Raw genomic sequence first — 20,970 nt, 5'->3', positions numbered from 1 at the left:
CGGGCAGAACAAAGGGGGGTTGTGTGTGGCAAGGGCATTAGGAAATTTTGCTGAAGCGAGGGATATGTGCGGCGAAGCGCGAGGCAAAAGCTTCCAGCTCGTGGTTCTGCCCGGTTTGCGGGGTAATGGCCTTGTGCGGCAAAGAAGCCTTTTTGCTGACTTGAATTTTTGCTTCTTTTGTTTCAAGACAAAAGAAGTAGCCCTCCGCGGCAATGAGCGGACTAACGTTCATGTAAGCACAAACCTACCTGTGCTTCTACGACCTCCTTACTTACTTACTCACTTACTTACTTATATCAACCTTTTCGTTGCCAAGGCCCCAGTTTATACCAAATAAAGCTATTGATTTGCTTTGCGACTGGAAGTTTTTGCCAAACGCCCCCATGAGGTATATACTATCGGCAATTTTATAGCTTAGCACACCTACGGTTCTGTTCTCGTTACCTGCCTTTCCATTAATATGGCGGTATAACGATTCCACCCCTATCGAAAACCCGTCAAAATCGAGCCCGGCTTTACCACCAATGTCAAAGGCTGTGCTTTTAACAATCAATCCCGCATCGTTTTTGGTATAATTATCCCAAAGCGAACGTGCCGAAACATTCATATTAAAATAATTTTTTGAAGGCCCACCTGTGGCCGATGCCAGTGGTAAATAAGTGGATACGGTTGTCCATACTCCGCTGCGGCCGGGCTGCCAGTCGGCATCGCCTATGCCATAGGTAGCGTACGCACCGGCAACATCCCATGAAAATTTTGGCTTCTCCTGTATATAGTCATTTATCTGTTTAGACAGGTCAAGGCTATCGTTAGCCTTTCGTAGGGCAATGGCTTTTACCAGGCTATCTACAAATGATTGTGGCTTATCGCGGGCCAGCGCGTCCTGGTACTGCGCGATATCGGTCAGGGCATCTGCATGCCATTTTTTTATTTTATTAAGCATTTTTCCTGCCGAGCCAGACTGCTGCACCTTTATGATAGTTGTTTTTAAGCCGATAGCAAATACTTTGTGTGCCTGGTCGGTACCGTCGGGTATCAGGTCCTTATTAATAAACGCGATGGATATGCTCGTAAATTTCAACCCCGAAAAAACATCTTCTTTATATCCGGGGATAAGCTTCCCCTCATCATTTACCCGTGTTTGCAGGCCAAGTGCCGAATACACGTTTTGTTTGCTTCCGTTTAGAAACCAATAGGGTGCAAACTCTGCCGAGTAGTTATCAGGGAAACCCGAAGATGAGTTACCAAACGACTGGGCAACCCCCAATATAAATTTCTTTGGAGTATTTGGCGTTTGTACAAGTGTGGGCGTAATATCGGTAAGTATAAAAGCCGGGGAATTTGGCACAGCAAGATCTTTCAGCTTTATGCCTTCGTCCTGTGCGCAAACCGTTAAGGCAGCCGTTAATAATACGCAGGTAAGCAGGTATTTTTTCATGATTATATCAGATCAATATTTTTAGAAAGTATTGCCACATTGTAACCTTCGTCCACTGTAATTTTGGGGTCGTTATACGTTTTTGCTCCTGCGCTGCCACCATCTAAAGTGTACGTTGCAGATAGCGCTTCGTACTGCGCCTTGCGTTGATCTGCGCTACCCCAGAATTCTACTTTGGTAACAATTGAAACCCTAAGGCCGCGCAGTTGCCCGGCCTGTCCTATCTCATGCTGCGCTATATCACCCGTAGCATTATCAGAATGCGCTACCGGTTTGCCCGGTTCCTGAGAGTTAAGATCGATAGTGATTGCCCTTGAAGCAGCCAGGCCTACAGTAGTGATATCTGCAGCCAGGCTTATTTGCCCGGCGCCGCTTCCCGTTTGATATGTGCTCATTTTGTGAAGTATTAAATGTGATAATTGATATGTTTAAGGTTATACTAAAGTTACTGATTGCTGGACTGAAAAAACAGGGTGTTTTCCCCCTATTATCATCCCGTTATTGATTGCTGATAAAATACTTACTTTTACATATGCCAACTCCCATCCCAAAGAAAATATTGGCCCGCCGGCACGAAATATTTGCCGACTACGTGCGGGAACTTGATAAGCATTTGGATGATATTATGCATGACCGCACCACCGAAATGCTGGAGATAAGGGATTTTGCCGAACTGCTGCACATACACCCTACCCACCTGACCAATACCATAAAGCTCACCACCGGTAAACCGCCCTGCTGGTATTTTGAAAGCCGGATAATGGACCTTGCCAAAACTATGCTGCAACAAAATATCCCCATAAAACAAATAGCCTTTAAACTTACGTTCGATGCTTCAAACTTCACCAAATTTTTCAAGCGCTTTGAAGGCGTAACGCCGAAAGAATACCGGGAACGGGTGTTGTCTGAACCGGTGCATTTGTAAACAACGTCATTGCGAGCGTAGCGTGGCAATCTTCGATACGCTTGTCGTTCACTTTTCTTTCGAAGATGGCTACGTCGTTATCGCTCCACCGAAATTAACGTATTCTAACCTTACTTATGAAAATACTGTAACTGTCACCATTTATTCTGTAACTGTCACCATTTTTTAGCAACGTTTTGGGTGCAACTTTGTAATGTATTAAAACACACAACAAAATGAGCACACAAAAAATTGCACTGATAACGGGCGGCAGCAGGGGCCTTGGCAAAAACGCCGCGTTAAAAATAGCCGGCAAAGGCATAGATGTTATTATTACCTACCGCACTAAAAAAGAGGAAGCGGACGAGGTAGTGAACCAGATAGCGCTGGCAGGACAAAACGCTGCTGCCCTGCAGCTTGACACATCAACAATAAAAACGTTTGATGCCTTTAAGCAGCAGCTGACCGATACCCTGCAGCAAAAATGGAACCGGGACACTTTTGATTTTTTGGTAAACAACGCCGGTATAGATGCCGCGTCGCCGTTTGCCAAAACCACCGAAGAGGATTTTGACAACCTGTTTAACGTTCACTTTAAAGGCGTTTACTTTTTAACGCAAACCCTGCTTAACACCATTGCCGATGGCGGGCGCATCATCAACCTATCTACCGGCCTTACGCGGTTTGCCACACCGGGTTACGCGGCTTATGCATCAATGAAAGGCGCTATAGAGGTGTTTACCAAATACCTGGCGAAGGAGCTGGGCAGCCGCGGTATTGCCGCCAACCTGGTTGCGCCGGGCATAGTTGAAACCGATTTCACCAAAAGGGCGTTTGAAAGCCATCCTAAAATGCACGAGTTCATATCCTCAATTACCGCGCTTGGGCGCCCCGGCCAGCCGGATGATATTGGCGGCGTGATCGCGTTTTTATGCACCGAAGATGCCCGCTGGATAAACGCGCAAAGGATCGAAGCTTCGGGCGGGATGTTCCTGTAAGCGGAGATCAGAGATAGTTAATTAGAGATTAGTGGGCTTTAATTCATAAACGGCGACCAATTTGGATGGCCGTTTTTTTGTTAAACCAATATTTATGGCGATGATATTAATACTTAACTTGCTCACCAAAAAATTATCATTATGGAATTTGGCCGCGTAACCGATCATGAACTGCCTCTTGTAGATTTTACCCTGCCGCCCGACCCGGCCTTTACCCGCGAAACCCTGGCCGCAGCTGAGAAAAGCCAGCCGCTGCAGGTGCATGTGGGCTGTGCCAAATGGGGCCGTAAGGAATGGGTGGGCAAAATATACCCGCCAAAAACTAAAGACGCCAACTTTTTAGATGAATACGTAAAGCATTTTAACTGCATTGAACTTAACGCAACTTTTTATCAAACATACGGCCCCGAAACCATCACCAAATGGAAACAAAAAGCCGATGTAAACCCAAATTTTAAATTTTGCCCCAAGTTTTCGCAAAGCATCAGCCACATCCGCAGGCTTAAAAACGCTGAAGAAGTTACCACCCAATACTACGAGGGTGTTATGGCCTTCGGCGATAAGCTTGGCCCGCTGTTTTTGCAGTTGAGCGATAACTTTACACCCAAAAGCTTACCGGAGCTAACCGCCTACCTGGAGCAGCTGCCCACCGATGTGCCTGTATTTGTTGAACTGCGGCACAAAGACTGGTTTGCCATACCCGAAAACCGCGATGCCGCTTTTAACCTTTTTAAACGGCTGAAAATAGGCTCTATAATAACCGATGCCAGCGGCCGCCGCGATTGCCTGCACATGATGCTACCCACGCCGCATGCCTTTATACGTTTTGTGGGCAACAGCCTGCACCCTACTGATTATGCCCGCTGCGACGAATGGGCAGAACGCATTGCCGAATGGAAAGAGCAGGGCTTGCAGTCGGTATGGTTTTTTATGCACCAGCACGATGAGCGCTACTCGCCCGAGCTATGTGATTACGTAATTGACAGGCTAAACCAAACGCTGGATATGCAAATGCAGCGCCCCCAATTTATTGACCGGGACAAGGGCTTGTTTGGATAGATCGTCGCTCACCGGCTCACTGCGTCGCGAGGAACCGGGCATATTTTTTATCGAAAATTCTTCGCGTCAAAAATGCAGCCGTTTTATCAATAAAAGGCTGTAATTTTTTAAGATTTTACCGGAAAAAAGTCGAGTTTTTTCAAGAGATCACATGTCTACTGCGCGCGTGCGGCTGCGTTTGATGTAGTTCCGGATATCGAGTACTATGCCCGCGAAAAAATAAAATATCAGCGGGAATCCCACCGCCAAAAACGACGAATAGATAAAGAAAAGCCTAATCTTGCTGATCGAAATATTAAAACGCTCGCCCAGGTAGGTGCATACCCCAAACGAGTAGCGCTCAAAAAAGGTGATTATCCGTTGTAACATATCAATTTGGTCTTAACACTTTAATACCAACGCCGCATTGCAGGCATTTCTTATAATCGCAATACGTATTTTTTAACTCCAGCAGCGCCTGCGACTCAAAGGCATTATCAATTTTCACCCCTAAGTTAGCAAAATCTGCCGTAATATTGTTTTGCTCTGCAGGTAAATTCTCAAGCAATTTTAGTGCCCGGCTTACAAAATGCTGCAACTTCATGTGCCGCCCATAGCTAAACAAGAACAATACGACGGTGTTCAGCAATATCGTGTCAATAGATGCTGCCCCCAGGCCTTTACTTGCCGGTGCCGATTCCTTATCAAAGCGGTAGTGTGTTTCCCAATATGGATTTACGCCGATATCCGTGAACAGCTGGCGCAGGTTTTTAACTTCCTTTATTTCCAGCACTTTTGAGAACAGGTGGTTCGATTTTACCACCAACGCGGCAAACTGGGCCAGCCTGATGGTGGGGAAGTTTTGAGGACGCATTCTTAAAAACTTCCAAAGGTGATTTTCTATGGGCCGCAGCGTGTACTTTTTAGCCAAATACTCGTATTCCTGTTTCAACTTTCGCGGATACTCGTCCTCCAAATTTCCAGTTAAAAAACCTGCCTGCCCAAATATCAGGGCTTCTATCTGCATGGCGTTATTTTTATTTTTGGCGAGGATACTTTGCGGCAGCGATCTGGCCATCAACTCAAATGGCAGGGCGTTGGTTTTAAACCCGAAATTTGCGGCCAGGAACTGGTAAAAGGTTTCCTCCCAGTCGCCGCGGTTTATTTCAAGCGCGCTAATAACCGCCTCCGAACGTTTTTCCAGCCGCTCAACCAATATTCGCGTTAGCCAGTTTTGCATGGTAAGGCCATCCACACTGGCAATACTTGCTTCGCAAGGGATAACCGTCTGCGTACCAAAAACAAGATTGTGATACCGGTTATATAAATCCGGCGATATACGATCTTTAAGCTCAAGGGTAGGCACCTTACGGCCATCGGCTCTAAACAGCGGCTCATCATCGCGGTAAACCACGTGCAGTATTACATTATCGTAGGCGTTATCTGTTGTATGCCCATGGCGTTGCCAGTCTGACGAGGAAAGGTGCAGTTCCGCGTTACCTGCCCAGGTAGCTTGCCCTATACGGATACGGGCGTTCTGAAAATCGGGCCCGGCATGGGTATTATGCAAACCCGACGAATACACCTCTAACTCCTCACCCTCGGTTGTGCGCAGGTCGATACGATCGAACAAGCGGAACTTCCAAACGTAATGTAAAAAGTCTTCGGTGAAAAGCATTAAGCAAGATAATTAAGAAAACGAGATTTAACAACTTTTAAAAAGTTGTCAAATCTTACCCATAATTAATTTTATCTTGCACCAAAACCAATCACATGGACACCAATCCCACCCCGTTCCCGCAAACTACCCAAACCCGCGTATGGTCAATAGTGGGCGGTTCGCTGGGCAACCTAGTTGAATGGTACGATTGGTACGTTTACTCCGCATTTTCGCTTTATTTTGCGGGTTCGTTCTTCCCAAAGGGGAACCTTACCGTACAATTGCTGAATACCGCCGGGATATTTGCCATTGGCTTTTTAATGCGCCCCATAGGTGGCTGGCTGATGGGCACCTTTGCTGATAAACGCGGACGTAAAACTGCGCTGACCTTTTCGGTTTTACTGATGAGCGCAGGTTCGCTGATCATCGCCATTACGCCCGATTACGAACACATCGGCATCGCCGCGCCGATACTGCTTGTGCTGGCCCGCGTTATACAGGGCTTAAGTGTAGGCGGCGAGTACGGCACCAGCGCTACTTACCTCAGCGAAATGGCCACCAAAAAAGACCGGGGATTTTATTCCAGCTTTCAATATGTTACCCTAATAATGGGGCAACTACTGGCACTTGCCGTATTGATACTGCTGCAGCGTATTTTCCTGACTGAGGCGCAACTGCATGCCTGGGGATGGCGCATCCCGTTCGCTGTTGGCGCTATGCTGGCCATCATAGTGATGTATTTAAGGCGCAGTTTACAGGAATCGGTGGCGCTTGATAAAAAGGCCGATGCTTATAAAAATGCCCGCGGATCGTTAAAAGCACTGGCCGGACATCCCCGAGCAGTATTAACCGTTATTGGCCTTACCATGGGGGGTACCGTTGCCTTTTACACGTTTACCACTTACATGCAAAAGTTTTTGGTGAACACTAACGGTTTCAGTAAGAACGATGCTACACTTATATCCAGCCTAACCCTTTTTGTTTTTATGCTGATACAGCCACTTTATGGTTATATATCCGACAGGATAGGCCGTAAACCTATGCTGAAAACATTTGGCGTTTTAGGTACAGTTACCACCGTACCCATATTTATTTACCTAAGCCAAACGCATAACTTTTGGGTAGCCTTTGCATTAATTATGCTGGCGTTGCTTATTGTAAGTAATTATACCGCTATTAACGCTGTAGTTAAGGCCGAACTTTTCCCTGCGCATATCCGGGCATTGGGGGTTGGGTTTCCGTATGCCATAGCGGTTTCCTTTTTTGGCGGCTCGGCCGAGTGGCTGGCCTTGGAATTTAAAAAGCATGGCCACGAAAATTGGTTTTACTGGTACGTTACCGGGTGTATCGTTATATCCCTTGTTGTTTATACTACCATGAACGATACGAAGAAGCACTCGAAGATAGACCAGGATTAGCAGGTTACCATGGCGTTGTCATGCTGAACGATAGTGAAACAGCTGCGTGCCGAAATGTGTCCTCCCTGATATTCCTTCGCCATCGCCCAGGATGACAAAAGATAAAAAATCATTTCGATACCAGCCCGGAGATCACGTTAATGCTTAAAGCAACAATAGCTGTATTAAACGCGAAGGAAATAAGGCCATGCCCCCACGCCAACCGGCGGATCTGTTTTGAGGATATCTCCACATCTGATACCTGGAAGGTCATACCCACTACGAAAGAAAAATATACAAAATCAAGGTAGTCCGGGTCTTTGTCGTCGCCCGGAAAATCCAGGCCGCCTAAGGGTGTTTTTTTGCCATCATCGGTATTATAATATAAATGAGCGTAACGCATGGTAAAAACCGTGTGCACCATCCACCAGGAAACTACCACAGCCGCCATTGCCAATATAATGTAGCCGGTAACCGTATCGCCAGATTCTCCTTTTGTTGACTTTAGTAACAGGTAAATAGCTATTAAACTCACCAGCGACGCCGTCATCACAAAAACAAATATCATCGCCCGGCTGCTGTCCTGCAGATCGGTTATTCTTCGGATATCCTTAGGGTGCGCCAACAAAATGGTTATCCAATCCAATATAATAATGCTTAATGCGACCGCTATCCAGGTTATCAGGGTAACCGAAGGAACTGATGGATTATGCCGGGCGAAAAAGAAAGTTAAGGCCCCTATCAACAGCGATAAGTATAGTCTGTAATGTACGTCAAGACGAAGCAGCAGGTTCTTTTCAGGTTGGGTTACACGTTGCATATTGTAGTCTATGGTCAATAGTCGATAGACCATGGTATGTGTTTTACTATGGACCATCGACTATGGTCTATGTACTAAATTAATCTTCCTCTACTATCTCTGCCACACGGCCCACCTGCCCGTCTTCCAGCCGCACCTTTATACCACGCGAGTGGTAAGAGGCGCTGGTAAGCAGATCTTTCACCACACCGCGCGTAAGCTTCCCGCTGCGCTGGTCCTTTTTTAGGATGATATCAACCTCCAATCCGGGATATATGTCGCTTCGGTTTTGACCGTTCATGAATATTTTATTTAGTGTCTAACTCCAAATCGGCTGGCAAAATCCAAAGCGAATTAATAGTTGGATTATGATTTGCAACTCCAAATTGGTCTAAGTTCTTTTCAAATAAAACTAAAACTCTTTCATTATAGCGCTCATCCGTTATCACTTCCCCCTTTTCGCCGATAAGCTTCCAATAATTATTTGAAGGGTCTGTTCCCTTTTTTGGGGTTAACTCCCCAGAGAAAGTCTTTAATTTAACCTTAGTGCCCTTTTCGATTTTCATAGCTGTAATTACTTCACCAACCAGCTAATGGCATCCTCAACTTTTTTAAAGTCGAAGCTACCGATCACTTTATCCATCGCTTCGGTTATCTGCTGGTTTTGCAGGTTGCCGATGCTGCCTTCGTGGGTGTGGTTAACCGTTTTTTCAGGGTTAAAGTTGCCCTGTTCAATATCCATCCCTATTTGCTTATATGCATCGCGGAATGGGGTGCCATTTAGTACCGATTTATTTACCTCTTCCACGCTGAACAGGTAAGCATACTTAGGGTCGTCCAATATATTTTTGTTTACGCTGATGTTTTGCAGCATAAAGGTTGCCATTTGCAGGCAGTCTATCAGGTCAGTAAACGCCGGGAACAATAACTCTTTAAGCAATTGCAATTCGCGATGATAGCCCGATGGCAGGTTGGTGGTCATCATGGCCACATCATTGGGCAGGGCCTGCAGGCGGTTACATTTACCACGCATGATCTCCCAAACATCAGGGTTTTTTTTGTGCGGCATAATGCTGCTGCCGGTGGTAAGGTTTTCGGGATAGCTTACAAACGCAAAGTTCTGGCTCAGGTACAGGCACTGGTCCATAGCCATTTTAGCCAATGTTGCCGCTATTGACGATAAAGCCTGCGCTATAACCCGTTCGGTTTTGCCACGACCCATTTGCGCATAAACTACGTTATGGTTCAGGCTTTCAAAACCAAGCAGTTTGGTGGTCATCGTGCGGTTAAGCGGGAACGATGAGCCGTACCCCGCGGCCGAGCCCAGTGGGTTTTTATTGGTGATCTTCCAGGCGGCTAAAACCATTTCCAGGTCGTCGACCAACCCCTCGGCGTAAGCTCCAAACCACAGCCCAAAGGATGACGGCATAGCCACCTGCAAGTGAGTATAACCCGGCAAAAGCACATCTTTATGTTGTTCGCTCAGCTGTATCAACTGGCGAAATAAAGTATCGGTTTCGGCAACCACCTGCTGTAACTGGTGGCGAAAGAAAAGCTTAAGGTCAACCAGCACCTGGTCGTTACGCGAGCGGCCGCTATGGATCTTTTTACCGGCCTCTCCAATACGGCGGGTAAGCAGCATTTCTACCTGCGAATGCACATCCTCCACATCCTGTTCTATCTCAAAATTATTGTTTTCAATCTCGATATAAAGGTTTTTGAGTTCCTGCTGCACCAGCATCAGGTCGGCAGCATCCATCAGTCCGATGGATTCCAGCATTTTTGTATGAGCAAGGGAGCCAAGCACATCAAAAGCGGCCATTTGCCTGTCCAGCTCGCGGTCGCGGCCAACGGTAAAGGTTTCTACCAGCTTATCAACGTTAGTGGTTTTTTGCCATAATTTTGCCATGCACAAATATAGAATTAAATGCGTTTTGTAGAGCGCAATAAATATGGGGCTCGATGCGGCCGGCTATCCAATTTACGTGCCTTTATGTCAAGAGCGCGGTGGGTAACCGTTCTTTCAATAAAATGCAGTTAAACAAATACTCAGAGTTTTTTATCTTTATCAAATGAGCATGAGATCGTCATTCCTGCAAATAAAACAAAGGCCGTTTGAGCTGCTCAGCATATTTGCCTTCTTGTTTTTCATCATTACCCTGATACCATTTAAGGAAAGTCTTGACATCAATCTCCACGATACATACATCGTGTTTACTGCTAATTTCGCCGCCGGTATGTTTACCGTTTATTTGGTTTTGGTGTGGCTCATATATTTACTTAGCAATCGTTTTTTGCTGTCAAAAAAACTTATTTGGATCCATGTGCTAACTACAATTGTATTTGCAGTCCTATTTATGGCTATGCTTCTGTTTAAAGGCTTTTTAAATGGAGCCCCCAGGCGATATTCCATGAATGAATTAAATGCGACCCGACCGGTTTTTAACATATACATGACTTATTGGGTCTTAATACTCACCGCCGTTATAACTCAAATTTTATTCCTGATAAATATTGTTGGCGGAATATTAAAAAGGATGTTGGTGAAGCAGCATTATTAGTTTTTTTATAATACCCAAAGCTTTATGCCGCGGCTGCCGTAATATTTAGCTAAACTATCCCGTTCAGCATTTCAATATACATCTCAATCCCTTCGCTAATTTCATCCACATAGATAAATTCATCGGCCATGTGGGAACGGGCCGAGTCACCGGGACCTATTTTAATGGACGAAATATCCAGCAAAGCTTGGTCTGATGTGGTGGGCGAGCCGTATGTTTTACGGCCTAATGCCACGCCCGCCAATACAAATGGGTGGTTCTTATCTATTGATGACGGTTTTAGGCGGATGCTACGCGGTTTTACGTCGCAGCTTACATGCTGGCGGATGATCTCCAGCACCTCCTCATTCCGGTAGGCATCGGTTACCCTTACATCAACCGTAAAAGTACAGCTTGCCGGCACCACATTATGCTGCGAACCGGCGTTGATAATAGTCACCGACATTTTTACCGGCCCAAACAGTTCCGATTCCTTCGGAAATTTATAGCTGCGGAACCATTCTATATCAGCAAGCGCCTTATAAATGGCGTTTTCGCCTTCCTCACGGGCGGCGTGGCCGGCTTTGCCGTGGGCAGTGCAATCCAATACCATCAGGCCGCGTTCGGCAATGGCCAGGTGCATTAGTGTAGGTTCGCCAACAATGCCAAAATCAAGCGGGCCAAGTTCAGGGATGATCAGTTCCAGTCCGTTAACGCCCGAGATCTCTTCTTCGGCAGTAGCAGCTAAGCAAAAATTGTATTTTAAATTTTCCTGCTCAAAGTAATACAGAAATACAGCAATTAGCGATACCAGGCAGCCGCCGGCGTCGTTACTGCCCAGGCCATATAATTTATCGTCTTCTATTTTGGCGTCGTATGGGTCGCGGGTGTAGCCACTGTTGGGTTTCACGGTATCGTGGTGCGAGTTGAGCAGGATGGTGGGTTTAGCAGCATTATAATATTTGTTGTACGCCCAAATATTATTTTTTTTACGGTGCGTTTCAACGCCATGCTGCTGCAAAACCTGGTCTATCAGGTCGGCGGTGCGGTCTTCTTCTTTGCTGAACGATGGTATAGAAATGAGTTGCTGCAGCAGCTGTAAAGCCACTTGCGACAATGTGGTTATATCGGCCATATGTAGCGGGAATATTCCCGATGTTGAAACGGTAAAAGTAATGGTTTTTTGGCGAAAGTAGGTAACGGGTGCAATTGGTTAACGCCTCAAAAAGTGTTCACGTTCGGCGCACGTGAACATCGTGAACATACGTGAACACTTGGTAATCAGATATTTAATTTTTAGACAAGTGTAAAAAACCGCGTTTTTAATGAAAATTAATAGTTTAAATACGCGTTAAACGATCATTCTAACAGTAATGGCTCATCCTCATCATCTAAACTTAATTGTATCACATCGTTGCCGGCAATACCCTCGATCGAGCCTTTGATATGGGCCGCGTTCAGCAGTACTTTTTCCAGTTGTTTTTCGCGGGCCTTCCAAAGCTTTTCCATCGCGTCGCGTTCTTTCTGTATAGACAGGCGCATGCTCATGTACCCTTCGCGGATGGCTTTCCACTGCTCAGAAAATTCACTGCTGGTGAGGTAATCGTACAGCAGGTGCATTTTATCGCCCTTATTATCCTGCGCCTTTGCCATGTTGGCCAGCTTGATCACCCCATCGCGCAGGATGTACGATACCGCCTTCACCTCGTCAAAGCTGCATATCCATACACCATCCTTTTCGCCAAAGCAATCCATCCCTTTAGGGTAACATTGGGTTACAATAACGGCAACATCAATCCCCTGCGCGCGCATATCCTTTTTCAGTTTATCTATCCAATCGCCGCCAAAGGCAGTGGTACGTTTGCTTTCATAAATGATACGGCCGCACTCCTGCCCAAACTGGTTACGCACTATCTGAACACAATCGGCCCCGCGCACGCCCTTGCCTACCTCGGCGATCACATCAAACGGGAAATAACTGCGCAGCTGCTCTTCCAGTATCAGTTCCTGCACCTCGCCCTGCAATTGCATCGACCCCTGCTCGGCTTTACGCTTCATCTCGTCGGCAAGCTTTTTCTGATCCTCCAACTGCTTTTCCAGCTCCTTAAGCTTCAATTGGTATTCGGTATCTTTTATATTGTGCTTTTCGTTTTCCTGTTTACGTATCTGCTCGCTCAGTTCGGCGCGCTGCTCCTGCAGTTTGCGCTGCAGGGCAATCTCCATTTCTTCTTCCTTTTGTTTAAGGGACTGCTCGCGCTGTAAAAATTCAAGCTCTTTCTGGCGCGATTCCTTCAACTTTTCGGCACTGGCGTTAACCGAGTTCTGGAGCATCAGCAACTGGTTCTCGAAATCCGAAGCGATGGATTTGCGCAGGTTCTCTTCAAGCGTTAACTGCAGGGCCTTCTTTTCGCCGGCAAGGCGCTGTTCAAAAGCTTCCTGCTGCTTTTTTTCGCGCGCGAAAAATTCCGACTCCTTCTTCTGAAATTCCTCCTCTTTTTGGCGGGTATAATCCTGCATTTTCAGCCTTAGCTGTTGTTTATATTCCTCGGCCATAACTTCCTCAATAGGGAAACCATGTCCGCAGCTTGGGCACTTAACTTCTGTAGCCATAATTTAAAATAGAACATCAAAGATAGGGGTTTTGGAAAAGAAATGAGCGAGGGTTTGTGCGATTCCCTCCCAACGGGAGGGTGTAGGGAGGGGGTTTAACAACGCGGCTAAACCCCTCCCTGCCACTACACTGTCAACCGCACCCTCCCAGGGGAGGAATTTATCTGGGCGGGAACTTCAAAATCGTGATATAAATTCTAAAACTGCTCTGGAGAACAAAGACGCAAAGTATCGCGTCGCTCCATTTTGAAAACTTATTTAAAAATCGTGGTATAAATTACGGAAGCTGCTGCGCAGACCAAAAGTAATTACCGCGGCCTTTTTATTGGCAAGATCACTTTTTTCCTGGCGATATATGCCGCCAAGCTCTAAACGCATGTTGTATTTAGGGTTGATCAGGAACGATACGGTGCCTTCTGCGTAATATAAGTTACTGGCTATGCCCTGCCCTATGGTGGTGTTAGCCGGTGTCGCCGGGAAAGGTTTCATGATATCCCTGCCGTTATTTTCGTTCAGCCCGTCGGTGCCATATTTGGCGTACAGCAATTGCCCCTGGATATCAAACCGGCCTATCGAATAGTTCATGATGCCTGTAACTTCCCTGAAATTGGCCCCAAAGGGATCTCCAAGCGGCTGGCTGTAGTAAGAATAGGAACTGATAACCTGATTGCTGAAACCGGTGTAAGGTTTAACGGCATTGTATTCTACCAGGTAGTTAAGGTCTTTTACGCCAAAAATATCCGCGCCGCGTATACCCAGCTGCACACCGTTTGTGTTGTCGGTAGTGTTATTTTTGAAAAAGCTCCTGGCTTTAAAGCGGTCTATCAGCAACTGGCCGTAAAGGGCTGTTTTGTCAAATATCTTATACTTGCCGGTAAACCCTACCAAAGCATTGCCCGGCTGCGACGATGGCCCCAGGCCACTCGCGAAAATTACAGGGTTTATAAAGTTAACGTCGAAGCCTCGGCGGTTGCCCTGGTCATCAGCCTCGGGCACTATATAAGCATTAAAGAAGCCGAACGACAGGCTTTTGCTTACATTCCAGTCGAGGTAGTGAAACAGGCCCCATTTACGGCGGTTGCCGCCAAAGCTGTCAAACTGGGGCACATTGATATCCTGCATGTAGGTCCACATCATCATGTACTGTATGTTGCCAACATTTGCGGTTAAACGTAACAAGGGCATGGGGGCGCTATAATCTGATAGCAAGATAGAGCGGTAACCGTCGCCAATAAAGGTTTTATCCAGCCCTAAAGTAATATTAAGCTGTTTTATAGGTGTGTATGATAATATGGCGGTAGCGTACGAATAATCGCGGTAGCTTTTTGACGGGGCACGGTCATAAGCCTGCCCGGGAACAAAGCCGGTAAGCTTTACATAATCAGTATAATAATCCGGGAACGAGGCCTGGTTTTCGTAGCCGCTGGTGTAGAACGAAAATTTTGTACCTACTGTGCCGCCAAACTGAAACCCGCGCGTATTTAAGCCGATCCGGGAGTTTGGGCCAAACCCTACAGGTTTAAAATTGATTGGATCGGTAGATTCGTCGTTAAAGTCTTTACCAAAGGTGCTCTCTAAAAGTATATCACCGTAAAAGGTGTATTCTTTGGTTTTAACATCTATCAAGTGCTCGTTAAACAACTTACGCGAAAACCAGTTTTTGCGGGTGGTATCAACACCGCGGTCCAACAGTTGCCCGTACCTTTCATTCAGCGTGCTGTCTATTAAAAACGGGCGCAATGCAGTGTGCATGCGGCTGCCCTTTGAGTATATATCGGCATTAAACTTTTGATATAACTGATACGATTGCGGCAAATAAACAGATTGCGCTTTACCTATCGTTACTGATAAAGTGGTAACGCACAGTAGTAAAACTATTTTACCTGCCAGCCTTGTATAGTTTTTTTGCATACACAACAAAATAACTGTTATTTATTTAAATTCTAAAACGTTAAAAATCCTATGTTAAATTCTAAACTCTAAATTCTAAACTCTAAACTTTAAACTTTAAAGCTCAAATAGCTATCCAATTTACACCAATGAACCATTGAACTAATGAACCAATAAACCCCCTGAACAGTTAATTTCTGTTAAATTTATATATACCGGCTTGGTATAGCATTATCAAGCTGCAAAAAATACTGATATTTGCCGCGCTTAATTATACCATTTAAGGATGCAATACAATAAAATAAATAACCTTTTTGGCTGGCTTTGCTTTGTTATAGCTTCAGCAACCTACATCTTAACGTTAGAGCCATCAGTAAGTTTTTGGGATTGCGGAGAATTTATTTCGTGCGCATACAGGCTGCAGGTATCGCACCAGCCCGGCTACCCCATGTTTGCCATGCTGGGCAAAGTTTTCTCGCTGCTATCATTCGGCGATAATACTAAAGTGCCCTACTTTACCAACATGGGCTCGGCTATTGCAAGCGGCGCAGCGGTAATGTTTTTATTCTGGACCATAACAGCTATGGCCAAAAAGCTGCTGACCAACGGCAAACGCAACTTTGGCGATGCACAAACCACCGTTATTATGGGCGCCGGCCTGGTTGGCGCGCTGGCCTTTACCTTTACCGATACATTTTGGTTCTCGGCTGTCGAAACCATCGTTTTTGCTTTATCGCAGCTGTGCATATCTATCGTTTTCTGGGCAATACTAAAATGGGATGCCCACGCCGACGAACCGGGCACTGATAAGTGGCTGGTTTTTATAGCCTATGTTATGGGGCTTTCTATCGGCATACACCTGTTAAACCTGTTAACCATCCCCGCAATTGCACTGGTATATTATTTTCGCAGATACAAAAATATTACGGTACGCAGCGCGTTTTTGGCTTTCCTGGTAAGTATTGCCATACTTGGGTTTGTGCAATACGGCATACGGGGTTATACCATCAAATTCGCCGCCTTTTTCGACTTGTTCTTTGTGAACAGCCTGGGCCTGGGTTTCGGCAGCGGGGCGTTGTTCTTTTTTGTATTACTGATAGGATGTATTGTGGCGGGTATTGTTTACAGCATCCGTAAAAATAAGCCAACGCTAAACCTGGCGTTCTTGTGTATTGCTTTCATTTATTTCGGGTATGGTTCGTTTGCTTATATACCCATCAGGGCAACGGCCAATACCAACCTTAATAACTCCCACCCTGATAACGCCTTTACCTTATATGGCTATCTTAACCGTATCCAATACGGCGAAAACCCGCTGCTTACCGGCCCGTATTTCGACGCGCAGATAACCGGCCAGACCGATGGCAGCACCATTTACCGCAAAGGGAAGGATAAATACGAAGTTGCGGGTAAACGGGCCAATTACCAGTACGACCACACCACCATATTGCCGCGCATGTATAGTACCGACGCCGGTGACGTACAGTTTTATCGCGGCTGGCTGCAATTGCCCGAAGGGCAGGCGCCGAATTTTATTGACAATATCAAATGGATGGCCAGCTGGCAGGTGTACCAAATGTATTTCCGGTACTTTTTATGGAACTTTGTAGGGCGGTATAATGATCAGGATGGCCAGCAAAGCACGGAAAGCATTGACGGTAACTGGACCAGCGGTATCTTTGATGGCGGCAGGCATTTGCCTAAGTCGGTAGTAAATAGCCCTACTTACACACCCTTGTACGCCCTGCCGTTTATATTGGGCATGATAGGCCTGGTTTACCAGGTAGAGCGTAAAAAGAAAGACGCGCTTATTATCGGGTTGCTGTGGTTTTTTACCGGCCTGGCGGTTGTGCTTTACGTAAACCAGCCTTCGGTACAACCGCGTGAGCGCGATTACTCGTACGTGGGCTCGTTCTACGCCTTTGCCATTTGGATAGGCCTGGCGGTTATTGCCATTGCCGATGGCATCAGCCGTAAGGTTAACGTCCGCGCATCTGCGTATATCGCTACCGGTATTTGTTTGCTGGCGGCACCCGTACTCATGGCCGTTAAGGAGTGGCCGGGGCACGACCGTTCTACCAAAATGACAGCGCACGATATGGCCTATAACTACCTGATATCCTGCCCGCCAAACGCTATTTTGTTTACATACGGCGATAATGACACCTACTCGTTATGGTACGACCAGGAAGTGGAAGGCATACGCCCTGACGTACGCATTGTTAACCTGAGTTTGTTTAGCGGCGATTGGTATATACGCCAGATGCAAAAGAAAATGAACCAGTCGGAACCGCTGCCGATAACCATGCCTTATGATAAATATAAAGATGGCGTTCGCGATGTTATTTATTACAACGACGCCAAAATTGCAGGGCCTGTTGAACTAAAGGATGTGTTTGATTTTCTGACATCAGATGATAAAAACGTAATGGCGCAGAGCCAGGGCGGCGAAATGATCAATTACCTGCCTACCAAAAACTTTAAGATCACCGTTAACCCTGATGATGTGATGAAAAACAAAGTAATAACGCCGGCGCAAAAAGATCAGCTGGCCGGCACTATCGAGTGGAAATACACATCAAATTATGTTACTAAGGATAATTTGGCCTTGCTTGATATTTTGGCACATAACAACTGGAAAAGGCCGATATGTTTTACCACAACTATTGGCAACAGCAACCTTATTGGCCTGCAGCCATACCTGTATAAGGAAGGGTTCACCTATCGCTTGCTGCCACTAAAGGCCGATACCGCCAACCACGACCAGCTCAGCAAAACCAACAGCCTGGTGATGTACGATAACATGATGAACAAGTTTAAATACGGCAAGTTTAAAACAGCAAAATATCTTGATCACGAATCCACCAATATGTTTTACCCGGTGCTGCTGACTACCTTTTTAGACCTTGCCGAAAACCTGGTAAAAGAAGGCCACCCGGATATGGCGCTTAAAGTACTGCACAAATGCGACGATGAATTGCCTGAAGACCTTTACCCTTATATTGATGTTACCGCCCGCAAAATGTTTTTGGCAAAAATAGCTTACGAGTTAGGCGATCATAAACTTGGCAATAAGTTCATAACCAGTATTGATAAGTTTTTGGTTGATCAGCTTGATTACAATTATCACCTGTTAAAAGACGACGCCAACAGCGTAAACGCCCGCGACGTACAAATAGGGATGCAGGTATTAAACGGCATGTCCGAATATTCGGAAACGGCTAAAGAAACCGCGCTCAGCAACAAGTTGCAGGCACAGGTAAAAGATTACGCTACCAAGTTTGCACCGATAATGGGACAACCATAACATGCTTTGTAAAGCAAAAGCGCCCTGCCGGTAAATACCGGCAGGGCGCTTTTTTTTGGAAAATTTTAAAATTACGGGTGAACGTAAACTAAAGTATCGGCCAGATCGCCGTTAACCATTTTAAGGCGGGTTGCCGACGATTCGATTATGGCGTCTTTACGAATGCTGCCGTCCTGTTTTGTAAATTCAAGCGTTTTGCCATTATCAGTTAAAGCCCATTTGCCCGGCTTTGCACCCTGCGGGGAAACCGACTCATAAGTATGATCTGCCTTGATGTTCAGCCTTACTGCTTTCACCATGCTGGCAATAGCATCCTTTTGAGCATTGATCTGGTCTTCCGCGTCGGGGTTGGCTTCAACAGCTTTTTTGATAACCTTGTTAACCGTGCCCTCTATATTCGAGTCGTCGATCTTCCATGAACCAACCAAATCCTTTTCAGACGTTGATACAATAGTAAAAGCGGATAGCACCACCGTTGCTGCCACTGCTGTAATTAATTTTAATTTCATTATTTTTAGTTTGTTGGTTTTGGATAATTATTAACCGCGTTTGTTACAATTATACCGAATATTTTTAAATTTATTTCTTTTTAATTAATCGGGAAATCTTTCATTTGGCGTGGTAAGGGGTAAGTCCCGGCCATGCGCCGCATTAGGATAATTCACTTACATGAAAGACTAATGAATAGATAAGTCCTGCATTGCGCAGGGCGCTAACCTTGTGTAAAGTAAGATCATCAAATACCGTAAACCTATCAAAAGAGTCGGCAAAAAGGTTGGGAACTGGTTGGGTGGCAGAATAATGGAGTCTAAACTAATAAATCGGTGCCACTATCTACATCGCTAAAACTTCGTTTTCTTTTTTGATACGCACGTACAGCATTATAGCGTTCAGGATAGTGAATGTTATTGCGGTATAATACAGCCCAAATGCAAGTGGTATTATCGCTATCTCGCAGATAACTATAATATAATTGGGGTGTTTTATGTATTTATAAATGCCGGTAGCAACCGGGCGGGTGCCGGGCACCTTATAAATTTTAGTATTCCAGTAATGCCCGAGGGTAGATATAACGATCACCTTGATAACGATCAGTACAAAAAACAGCACGATAAGCGGGTAGCTAACGATAGTGTTATCACGCCACATATATTCGGCGATTACCGATATAATGAAAAGGGTATGCAATGCTACAATAAAAGGATAATGCTCCTTTCCGTATTGCACGGCACCGTTTTTAAGCAGCCATTTTTCGTTGCGTGAGGATACATAAAGTTCGGCAAGGCGCTGAAATATCAGGAACAGGATAAATACCGTAAATATCATGTGATTAGTTTTTCATATCCAGTAGAACCATTTCGCTGCTAAAGCCTGGCCCCATGGCCAGCATCAGCCCGTAACCATCGGTAAAACCATCGGTCATAAACCTTTCCAGCACATAAAGCACTGTTACGCTGCTCATGTTACCGTTGTTGTTCATTACCTCGCGGGTGTTTTTCAAAAAGTCGCTTTCAATACCTAAAGCATCGGCATACGCATCCAGCACCTTTTTGCCGCCGGGATGAAAAATAAAGTTTTTGATATCGCTAAGCTGCAGGCCTTGCTTTGCTAAAAAATCATCAATATCATGCCTGATGTTCCGGTGAATAAAGGTTGGGATATCCTTAGAAAAAACCACCTTGAAACCCTCTTCGCCAAAATCCCAGCCCATTACATCAAGCGAATTATAGTATAGTTTACTGCTGGCCGCTTTTATCTCCACTTTAGGTGCAACATATTCATGATTATCGCCTTTTATAAGGCATGCCGCTATCCCGTCAGAGAACAAGCTCGACCCTATGAAATTACTTTTACTATAATCGTTTTTTATGAGCGTAAGCGAGCAAAGTTCCACAGCAACCAGCAGCACCACCGCATCGGGGTTTGCCTTTGCCGCTATATTCGCCTTTGCCATACCCGACACCCCGCCTGCGCAGCCCAAGCCCCAAACCGGCGTGCGGTTTATATGCGGATCAAGTTGCATTCGATCGATAATCAGCGCATCTATACTTGGGGTGGCCAGGCCGGTAGTAGATATAAATATGATATCGGTAATTTGTGCTTTACTAATGCCTGCCTTTGCAATAACCGTTTCAATGGCCTCTACCGAATATTGCAGCGACAGTTTTATATAATCATCATTCCGCTGCTTAAAAGTGGTATTTTCTGCATAGTAGCTTATCGGCTTCGCGAAGTTGCGGGTTACAATGCCGGTATTATCAAAAGCCTGAATGAGCCTGTCGGCCTGTGGAAAATTGGCCAGGAAAATTTCGCGTGCCTGCTTTTTTACCTGCTGCTGGTCAACCTTGTCCGGTAGATCTATCTTAGAAATTGCTGCTATATGTGGCAT

The 20,970-nt window shown here is 45.6% G+C and carries 20 protein-coding genes; 5 read left to right on the top strand and 15 right to left on the bottom strand.

The genetic code is table 11. From position 1 onward, the window contains the following. Positions 1 to 37: 37 nt before the first annotated feature. Genes GWR56_RS11980 through GWR56_RS11970 form a run of 3 tightly spaced genes read right to left on the bottom strand, consistent with a single transcriptional unit; the run spans position 38 to position 1,833 of the window. Positions 38 to 232 carry a hypothetical protein gene (locus tag GWR56_RS11980; RefSeq protein WP_162431472.1) on the bottom strand — a complete coding sequence of 65 codons (195 nt, stop codon included), beginning with the start codon at positions 230 to 232 and terminating at the stop codon, positions 38 to 40. Between the two features lie 51 nt (positions 233 to 283). After that, positions 284 to 1,438: a hypothetical protein gene (locus GWR56_RS11975; RefSeq protein WP_162431471.1), complete on the bottom strand. Its 1,155-nt coding sequence runs from the start codon at positions 1,436 to 1,438 to the stop codon at positions 284 to 286. Positions 1,439 to 1,440: 2 nt separating this feature from the next. Then, on the bottom strand, positions 1,441 to 1,833 hold the full coding sequence (locus tag GWR56_RS11970; protein ID WP_162431470.1) for a hypothetical protein: 393 nt from the start codon (positions 1,831 to 1,833) through the stop codon (positions 1,441 to 1,443). A gap of 137 nt (positions 1,834 to 1,970) precedes the next feature. Here GWR56_RS11970 and GWR56_RS11965 point away from each other — a divergent pair, with 137 nt between their 5' ends. From GWR56_RS11965 to GWR56_RS11955, 3 genes are all read left to right on the top strand, one after another. Beyond that, on the top strand, positions 1,971 to 2,363 hold the full coding sequence (locus GWR56_RS11965; protein ID WP_162431469.1) for an AraC family transcriptional regulator: 393 nt from the start codon (positions 1,971 to 1,973) through the stop codon (positions 2,361 to 2,363). A gap of 215 nt (positions 2,364 to 2,578) precedes the next feature. Beyond that, positions 2,579 to 3,340, top strand: a complete 762-nt coding sequence (locus GWR56_RS11960) for an SDR family oxidoreductase (protein ID WP_162431468.1) — start codon at positions 2,579 to 2,581, stop codon at positions 3,338 to 3,340. Positions 3,341 to 3,481: 141 nt separating this feature from the next. Then, on the top strand, positions 3,482 to 4,399 hold the full coding sequence (locus GWR56_RS11955) for a DUF72 domain-containing protein (protein WP_162431467.1): 918 nt from the start codon (positions 3,482 to 3,484) through the stop codon (positions 4,397 to 4,399). A gap of 147 nt (positions 4,400 to 4,546) precedes the next feature. On the opposite strand, the gene GWR56_RS11950 is transcribed toward GWR56_RS11955, so the two are convergent. Beyond that, positions 4,547 to 4,768, bottom strand: a complete 222-nt coding sequence (locus tag GWR56_RS11950) for a PspC domain-containing protein (protein ID WP_162431466.1) — start codon at positions 4,766 to 4,768, stop codon at positions 4,547 to 4,549. A 1-nt stretch (position 4,769) separates the two neighbouring features. Then, the gene (locus GWR56_RS11945; RefSeq protein ID WP_162431465.1) at positions 4,770 to 6,056 is read right to left on the bottom strand and encodes a DUF2851 family protein; all 1,287 of its coding nucleotides are present in this window, start codon (positions 6,054 to 6,056) and stop codon (positions 4,770 to 4,772) included. 95 nt (positions 6,057 to 6,151) lie between these two features. On the opposite strand from GWR56_RS11945, the gene GWR56_RS11940 reads away from it, so the two are divergent. Continuing rightward, entirely contained in the window at positions 6,152 to 7,456 is a 1,305-nt protein-coding gene (locus GWR56_RS11940) for an MFS transporter (protein ID WP_162431464.1), read from the top strand. A 109-nt stretch (positions 7,457 to 7,565) separates the two neighbouring features. On the opposite strand, the gene GWR56_RS11935 is transcribed toward GWR56_RS11940, so the two are convergent. From GWR56_RS11935 to GWR56_RS11905, 7 genes are all read right to left on the bottom strand, one after another. Continuing rightward, a complete protein-coding gene (locus GWR56_RS11935) occupies positions 7,566 to 8,288 on the bottom strand; it encodes a DUF1345 domain-containing protein (RefSeq protein WP_238395224.1) in 723 nt (240 codons plus the stop codon). Between the two features lie 46 nt (positions 8,289 to 8,334). Continuing rightward, positions 8,335 to 8,535 carry a YwbE family protein gene (locus tag GWR56_RS11930; protein WP_162431463.1) on the bottom strand — a complete coding sequence of 67 codons (201 nt, stop codon included), beginning with the start codon at positions 8,533 to 8,535 and terminating at the stop codon, positions 8,335 to 8,337. 7 nt (positions 8,536 to 8,542) lie between these two features. Beyond that, on the bottom strand, positions 8,543 to 8,800 hold the full coding sequence (locus tag GWR56_RS11925; protein ID WP_162431462.1) for a hypothetical protein: 258 nt from the start codon (positions 8,798 to 8,800) through the stop codon (positions 8,543 to 8,545). An 8-nt stretch (positions 8,801 to 8,808) separates the two neighbouring features. Continuing rightward, positions 8,809 to 10,143 (bottom strand): argininosuccinate lyase, encoded by a 1,335-nt coding sequence (gene argH / locus GWR56_RS11920; protein WP_162431461.1) that lies wholly within the window; start codon positions 10,141 to 10,143, stop codon positions 8,809 to 8,811. A gap of 701 nt (positions 10,144 to 10,844) precedes the next feature. Then, the gene (locus GWR56_RS11915; RefSeq protein ID WP_162431460.1) at positions 10,845 to 11,909 is read right to left on the bottom strand and encodes a M20 family metallo-hydrolase; all 1,065 of its coding nucleotides are present in this window, start codon (positions 11,907 to 11,909) and stop codon (positions 10,845 to 10,847) included. Between the two features lie 224 nt (positions 11,910 to 12,133). After that, a complete protein-coding gene (locus GWR56_RS11910; protein ID WP_162431459.1) occupies positions 12,134 to 13,384 on the bottom strand; it encodes a DUF2130 domain-containing protein in 1,251 nt (416 codons plus the stop codon). Between the two features lie 258 nt (positions 13,385 to 13,642). Then, a complete protein-coding gene (locus tag GWR56_RS11905) occupies positions 13,643 to 15,295 on the bottom strand; it encodes a gliding motility protein RemB (RefSeq protein ID WP_238395223.1) in 1,653 nt (550 codons plus the stop codon). Between the two features lie 265 nt (positions 15,296 to 15,560). On the opposite strand from GWR56_RS11905, the gene GWR56_RS11900 reads away from it, so the two are divergent. Continuing rightward, positions 15,561 to 18,581, top strand: a complete 3,021-nt coding sequence (locus tag GWR56_RS11900; RefSeq protein ID WP_162431458.1) for a DUF2723 domain-containing protein — start codon at positions 15,561 to 15,563, stop codon at positions 18,579 to 18,581. A 71-nt stretch (positions 18,582 to 18,652) separates the two neighbouring features. On the opposite strand, the gene GWR56_RS11895 is transcribed toward GWR56_RS11900, so the two are convergent. The 3 genes from GWR56_RS11895 to GWR56_RS11885 form a co-directional block, all read right to left on the bottom strand. Beyond that, positions 18,653 to 19,090 carry a hypothetical protein gene (locus GWR56_RS11895; RefSeq protein ID WP_162431457.1) on the bottom strand — a complete coding sequence of 146 codons (438 nt, stop codon included), beginning with the start codon at positions 19,088 to 19,090 and terminating at the stop codon, positions 18,653 to 18,655. Positions 19,091 to 19,415: 325 nt separating this feature from the next. Next, the gene (locus GWR56_RS11890; RefSeq protein ID WP_162431456.1) at positions 19,416 to 19,907 is read right to left on the bottom strand and encodes an isoprenylcysteine carboxyl methyltransferase family protein; all 492 of its coding nucleotides are present in this window, start codon (positions 19,905 to 19,907) and stop codon (positions 19,416 to 19,418) included. Between the two features lie 4 nt (positions 19,908 to 19,911). Continuing rightward, positions 19,912 to 20,970, bottom strand: a complete 1,059-nt coding sequence (locus tag GWR56_RS11885) for a type III polyketide synthase (RefSeq protein WP_162431455.1) — start codon at positions 20,968 to 20,970, stop codon at positions 19,912 to 19,914.

Source organism: Mucilaginibacter sp. 14171R-50 (assembly GCF_010093045.1).
GTDB lineage: Bacteria > Bacteroidota > Bacteroidia > Sphingobacteriales > Sphingobacteriaceae > Mucilaginibacter.
This window is presented reverse-complemented; position numbering and strand designations above follow the sequence as displayed.

What these genes read in the sequence shown, in the direction of transcription:
- GWR56_RS11975 (WP_162431471.1), bottom strand. Translation starts at nt 1,438, where the DNA reads ATGAAAAAATACCTGCTTACCTGCGTATTATTAACGGCTGCCTTAACG.
- GWR56_RS11950 (WP_162431466.1), bottom strand. Translation starts at nt 4,768, where the DNA reads ATGTTACAACGGATAATCACCTTTTTTGAGCGCTACTCGTTTGGGGTA.
- GWR56_RS11925 (WP_162431462.1), bottom strand. Translation starts at nt 8,800, where the DNA reads ATGAAAATCGAAAAGGGCACTAAGGTTAAATTAAAGACTTTCTCTGGG.
- GWR56_RS11965 (WP_162431469.1), top strand. Translation starts at nt 1,971, where the DNA reads ATGCCAACTCCCATCCCAAAGAAAATATTGGCCCGCCGGCACGAAATA.
- GWR56_RS11890 (WP_162431456.1), bottom strand. Translation starts at nt 19,907, where the DNA reads ATGATATTTACGGTATTTATCCTGTTCCTGATATTTCAGCGCCTTGCC.
- GWR56_RS11915 (WP_162431460.1), bottom strand. Translation starts at nt 11,909, where the DNA reads ATGGCCGATATAACCACATTGTCGCAAGTGGCTTTACAGCTGCTGCAG.
- GWR56_RS11930 (WP_162431463.1), bottom strand. Translation starts at nt 8,535, where the DNA reads ATGAACGGTCAAAACCGAAGCGACATATATCCCGGATTGGAGGTTGAT.
- GWR56_RS11900 (WP_162431458.1), top strand. Translation starts at nt 15,561, where the DNA reads ATGCAATACAATAAAATAAATAACCTTTTTGGCTGGCTTTGCTTTGTT.
- GWR56_RS11935 (WP_238395224.1), bottom strand. Translation starts at nt 8,288, where the DNA reads ATGGTCTATCGACTATTGACCATAGACTACAATATGCAACGTGTAACC.
- GWR56_RS11910 (WP_162431459.1), bottom strand. Translation starts at nt 13,384, where the DNA reads ATGGCTACAGAAGTTAAGTGCCCAAGCTGCGGACATGGTTTCCCTATT.
- GWR56_RS11945 (WP_162431465.1), bottom strand. Translation starts at nt 6,056, where the DNA reads ATGCTTTTCACCGAAGACTTTTTACATTACGTTTGGAAGTTCCGCTTG.
- argH (WP_162431461.1), bottom strand. Translation starts at nt 10,143, where the DNA reads ATGGCAAAATTATGGCAAAAAACCACTAACGTTGATAAGCTGGTAGAA.
- GWR56_RS11905 (WP_238395223.1), bottom strand. Translation starts at nt 15,295, where the DNA reads ATGCAAAAAAACTATACAAGGCTGGCAGGTAAAATAGTTTTACTACTG.
- GWR56_RS11895 (WP_162431457.1), bottom strand. Translation starts at nt 19,090, where the DNA reads ATGAAATTAAAATTAATTACAGCAGTGGCAGCAACGGTGGTGCTATCC.
- GWR56_RS11940 (WP_162431464.1), top strand. Translation starts at nt 6,152, where the DNA reads ATGGACACCAATCCCACCCCGTTCCCGCAAACTACCCAAACCCGCGTA.
- GWR56_RS11960 (WP_162431468.1), top strand. Translation starts at nt 2,579, where the DNA reads ATGAGCACACAAAAAATTGCACTGATAACGGGCGGCAGCAGGGGCCTT.
- GWR56_RS11980 (WP_162431472.1), bottom strand. Translation starts at nt 232, where the DNA reads ATGAACGTTAGTCCGCTCATTGCCGCGGAGGGCTACTTCTTTTGTCTT.
- GWR56_RS11885 (WP_162431455.1), bottom strand. Translation starts at nt 20,970, where the DNA reads ATGCCACATATAGCAGCAATTTCTAAGATAGATCTACCGGACAAGGTT.
- GWR56_RS11955 (WP_162431467.1), top strand. Translation starts at nt 3,482, where the DNA reads ATGGAATTTGGCCGCGTAACCGATCATGAACTGCCTCTTGTAGATTTT.
- GWR56_RS11970 (WP_162431470.1), bottom strand. Translation starts at nt 1,833, where the DNA reads ATGAGCACATATCAAACGGGAAGCGGCGCCGGGCAAATAAGCCTGGCT.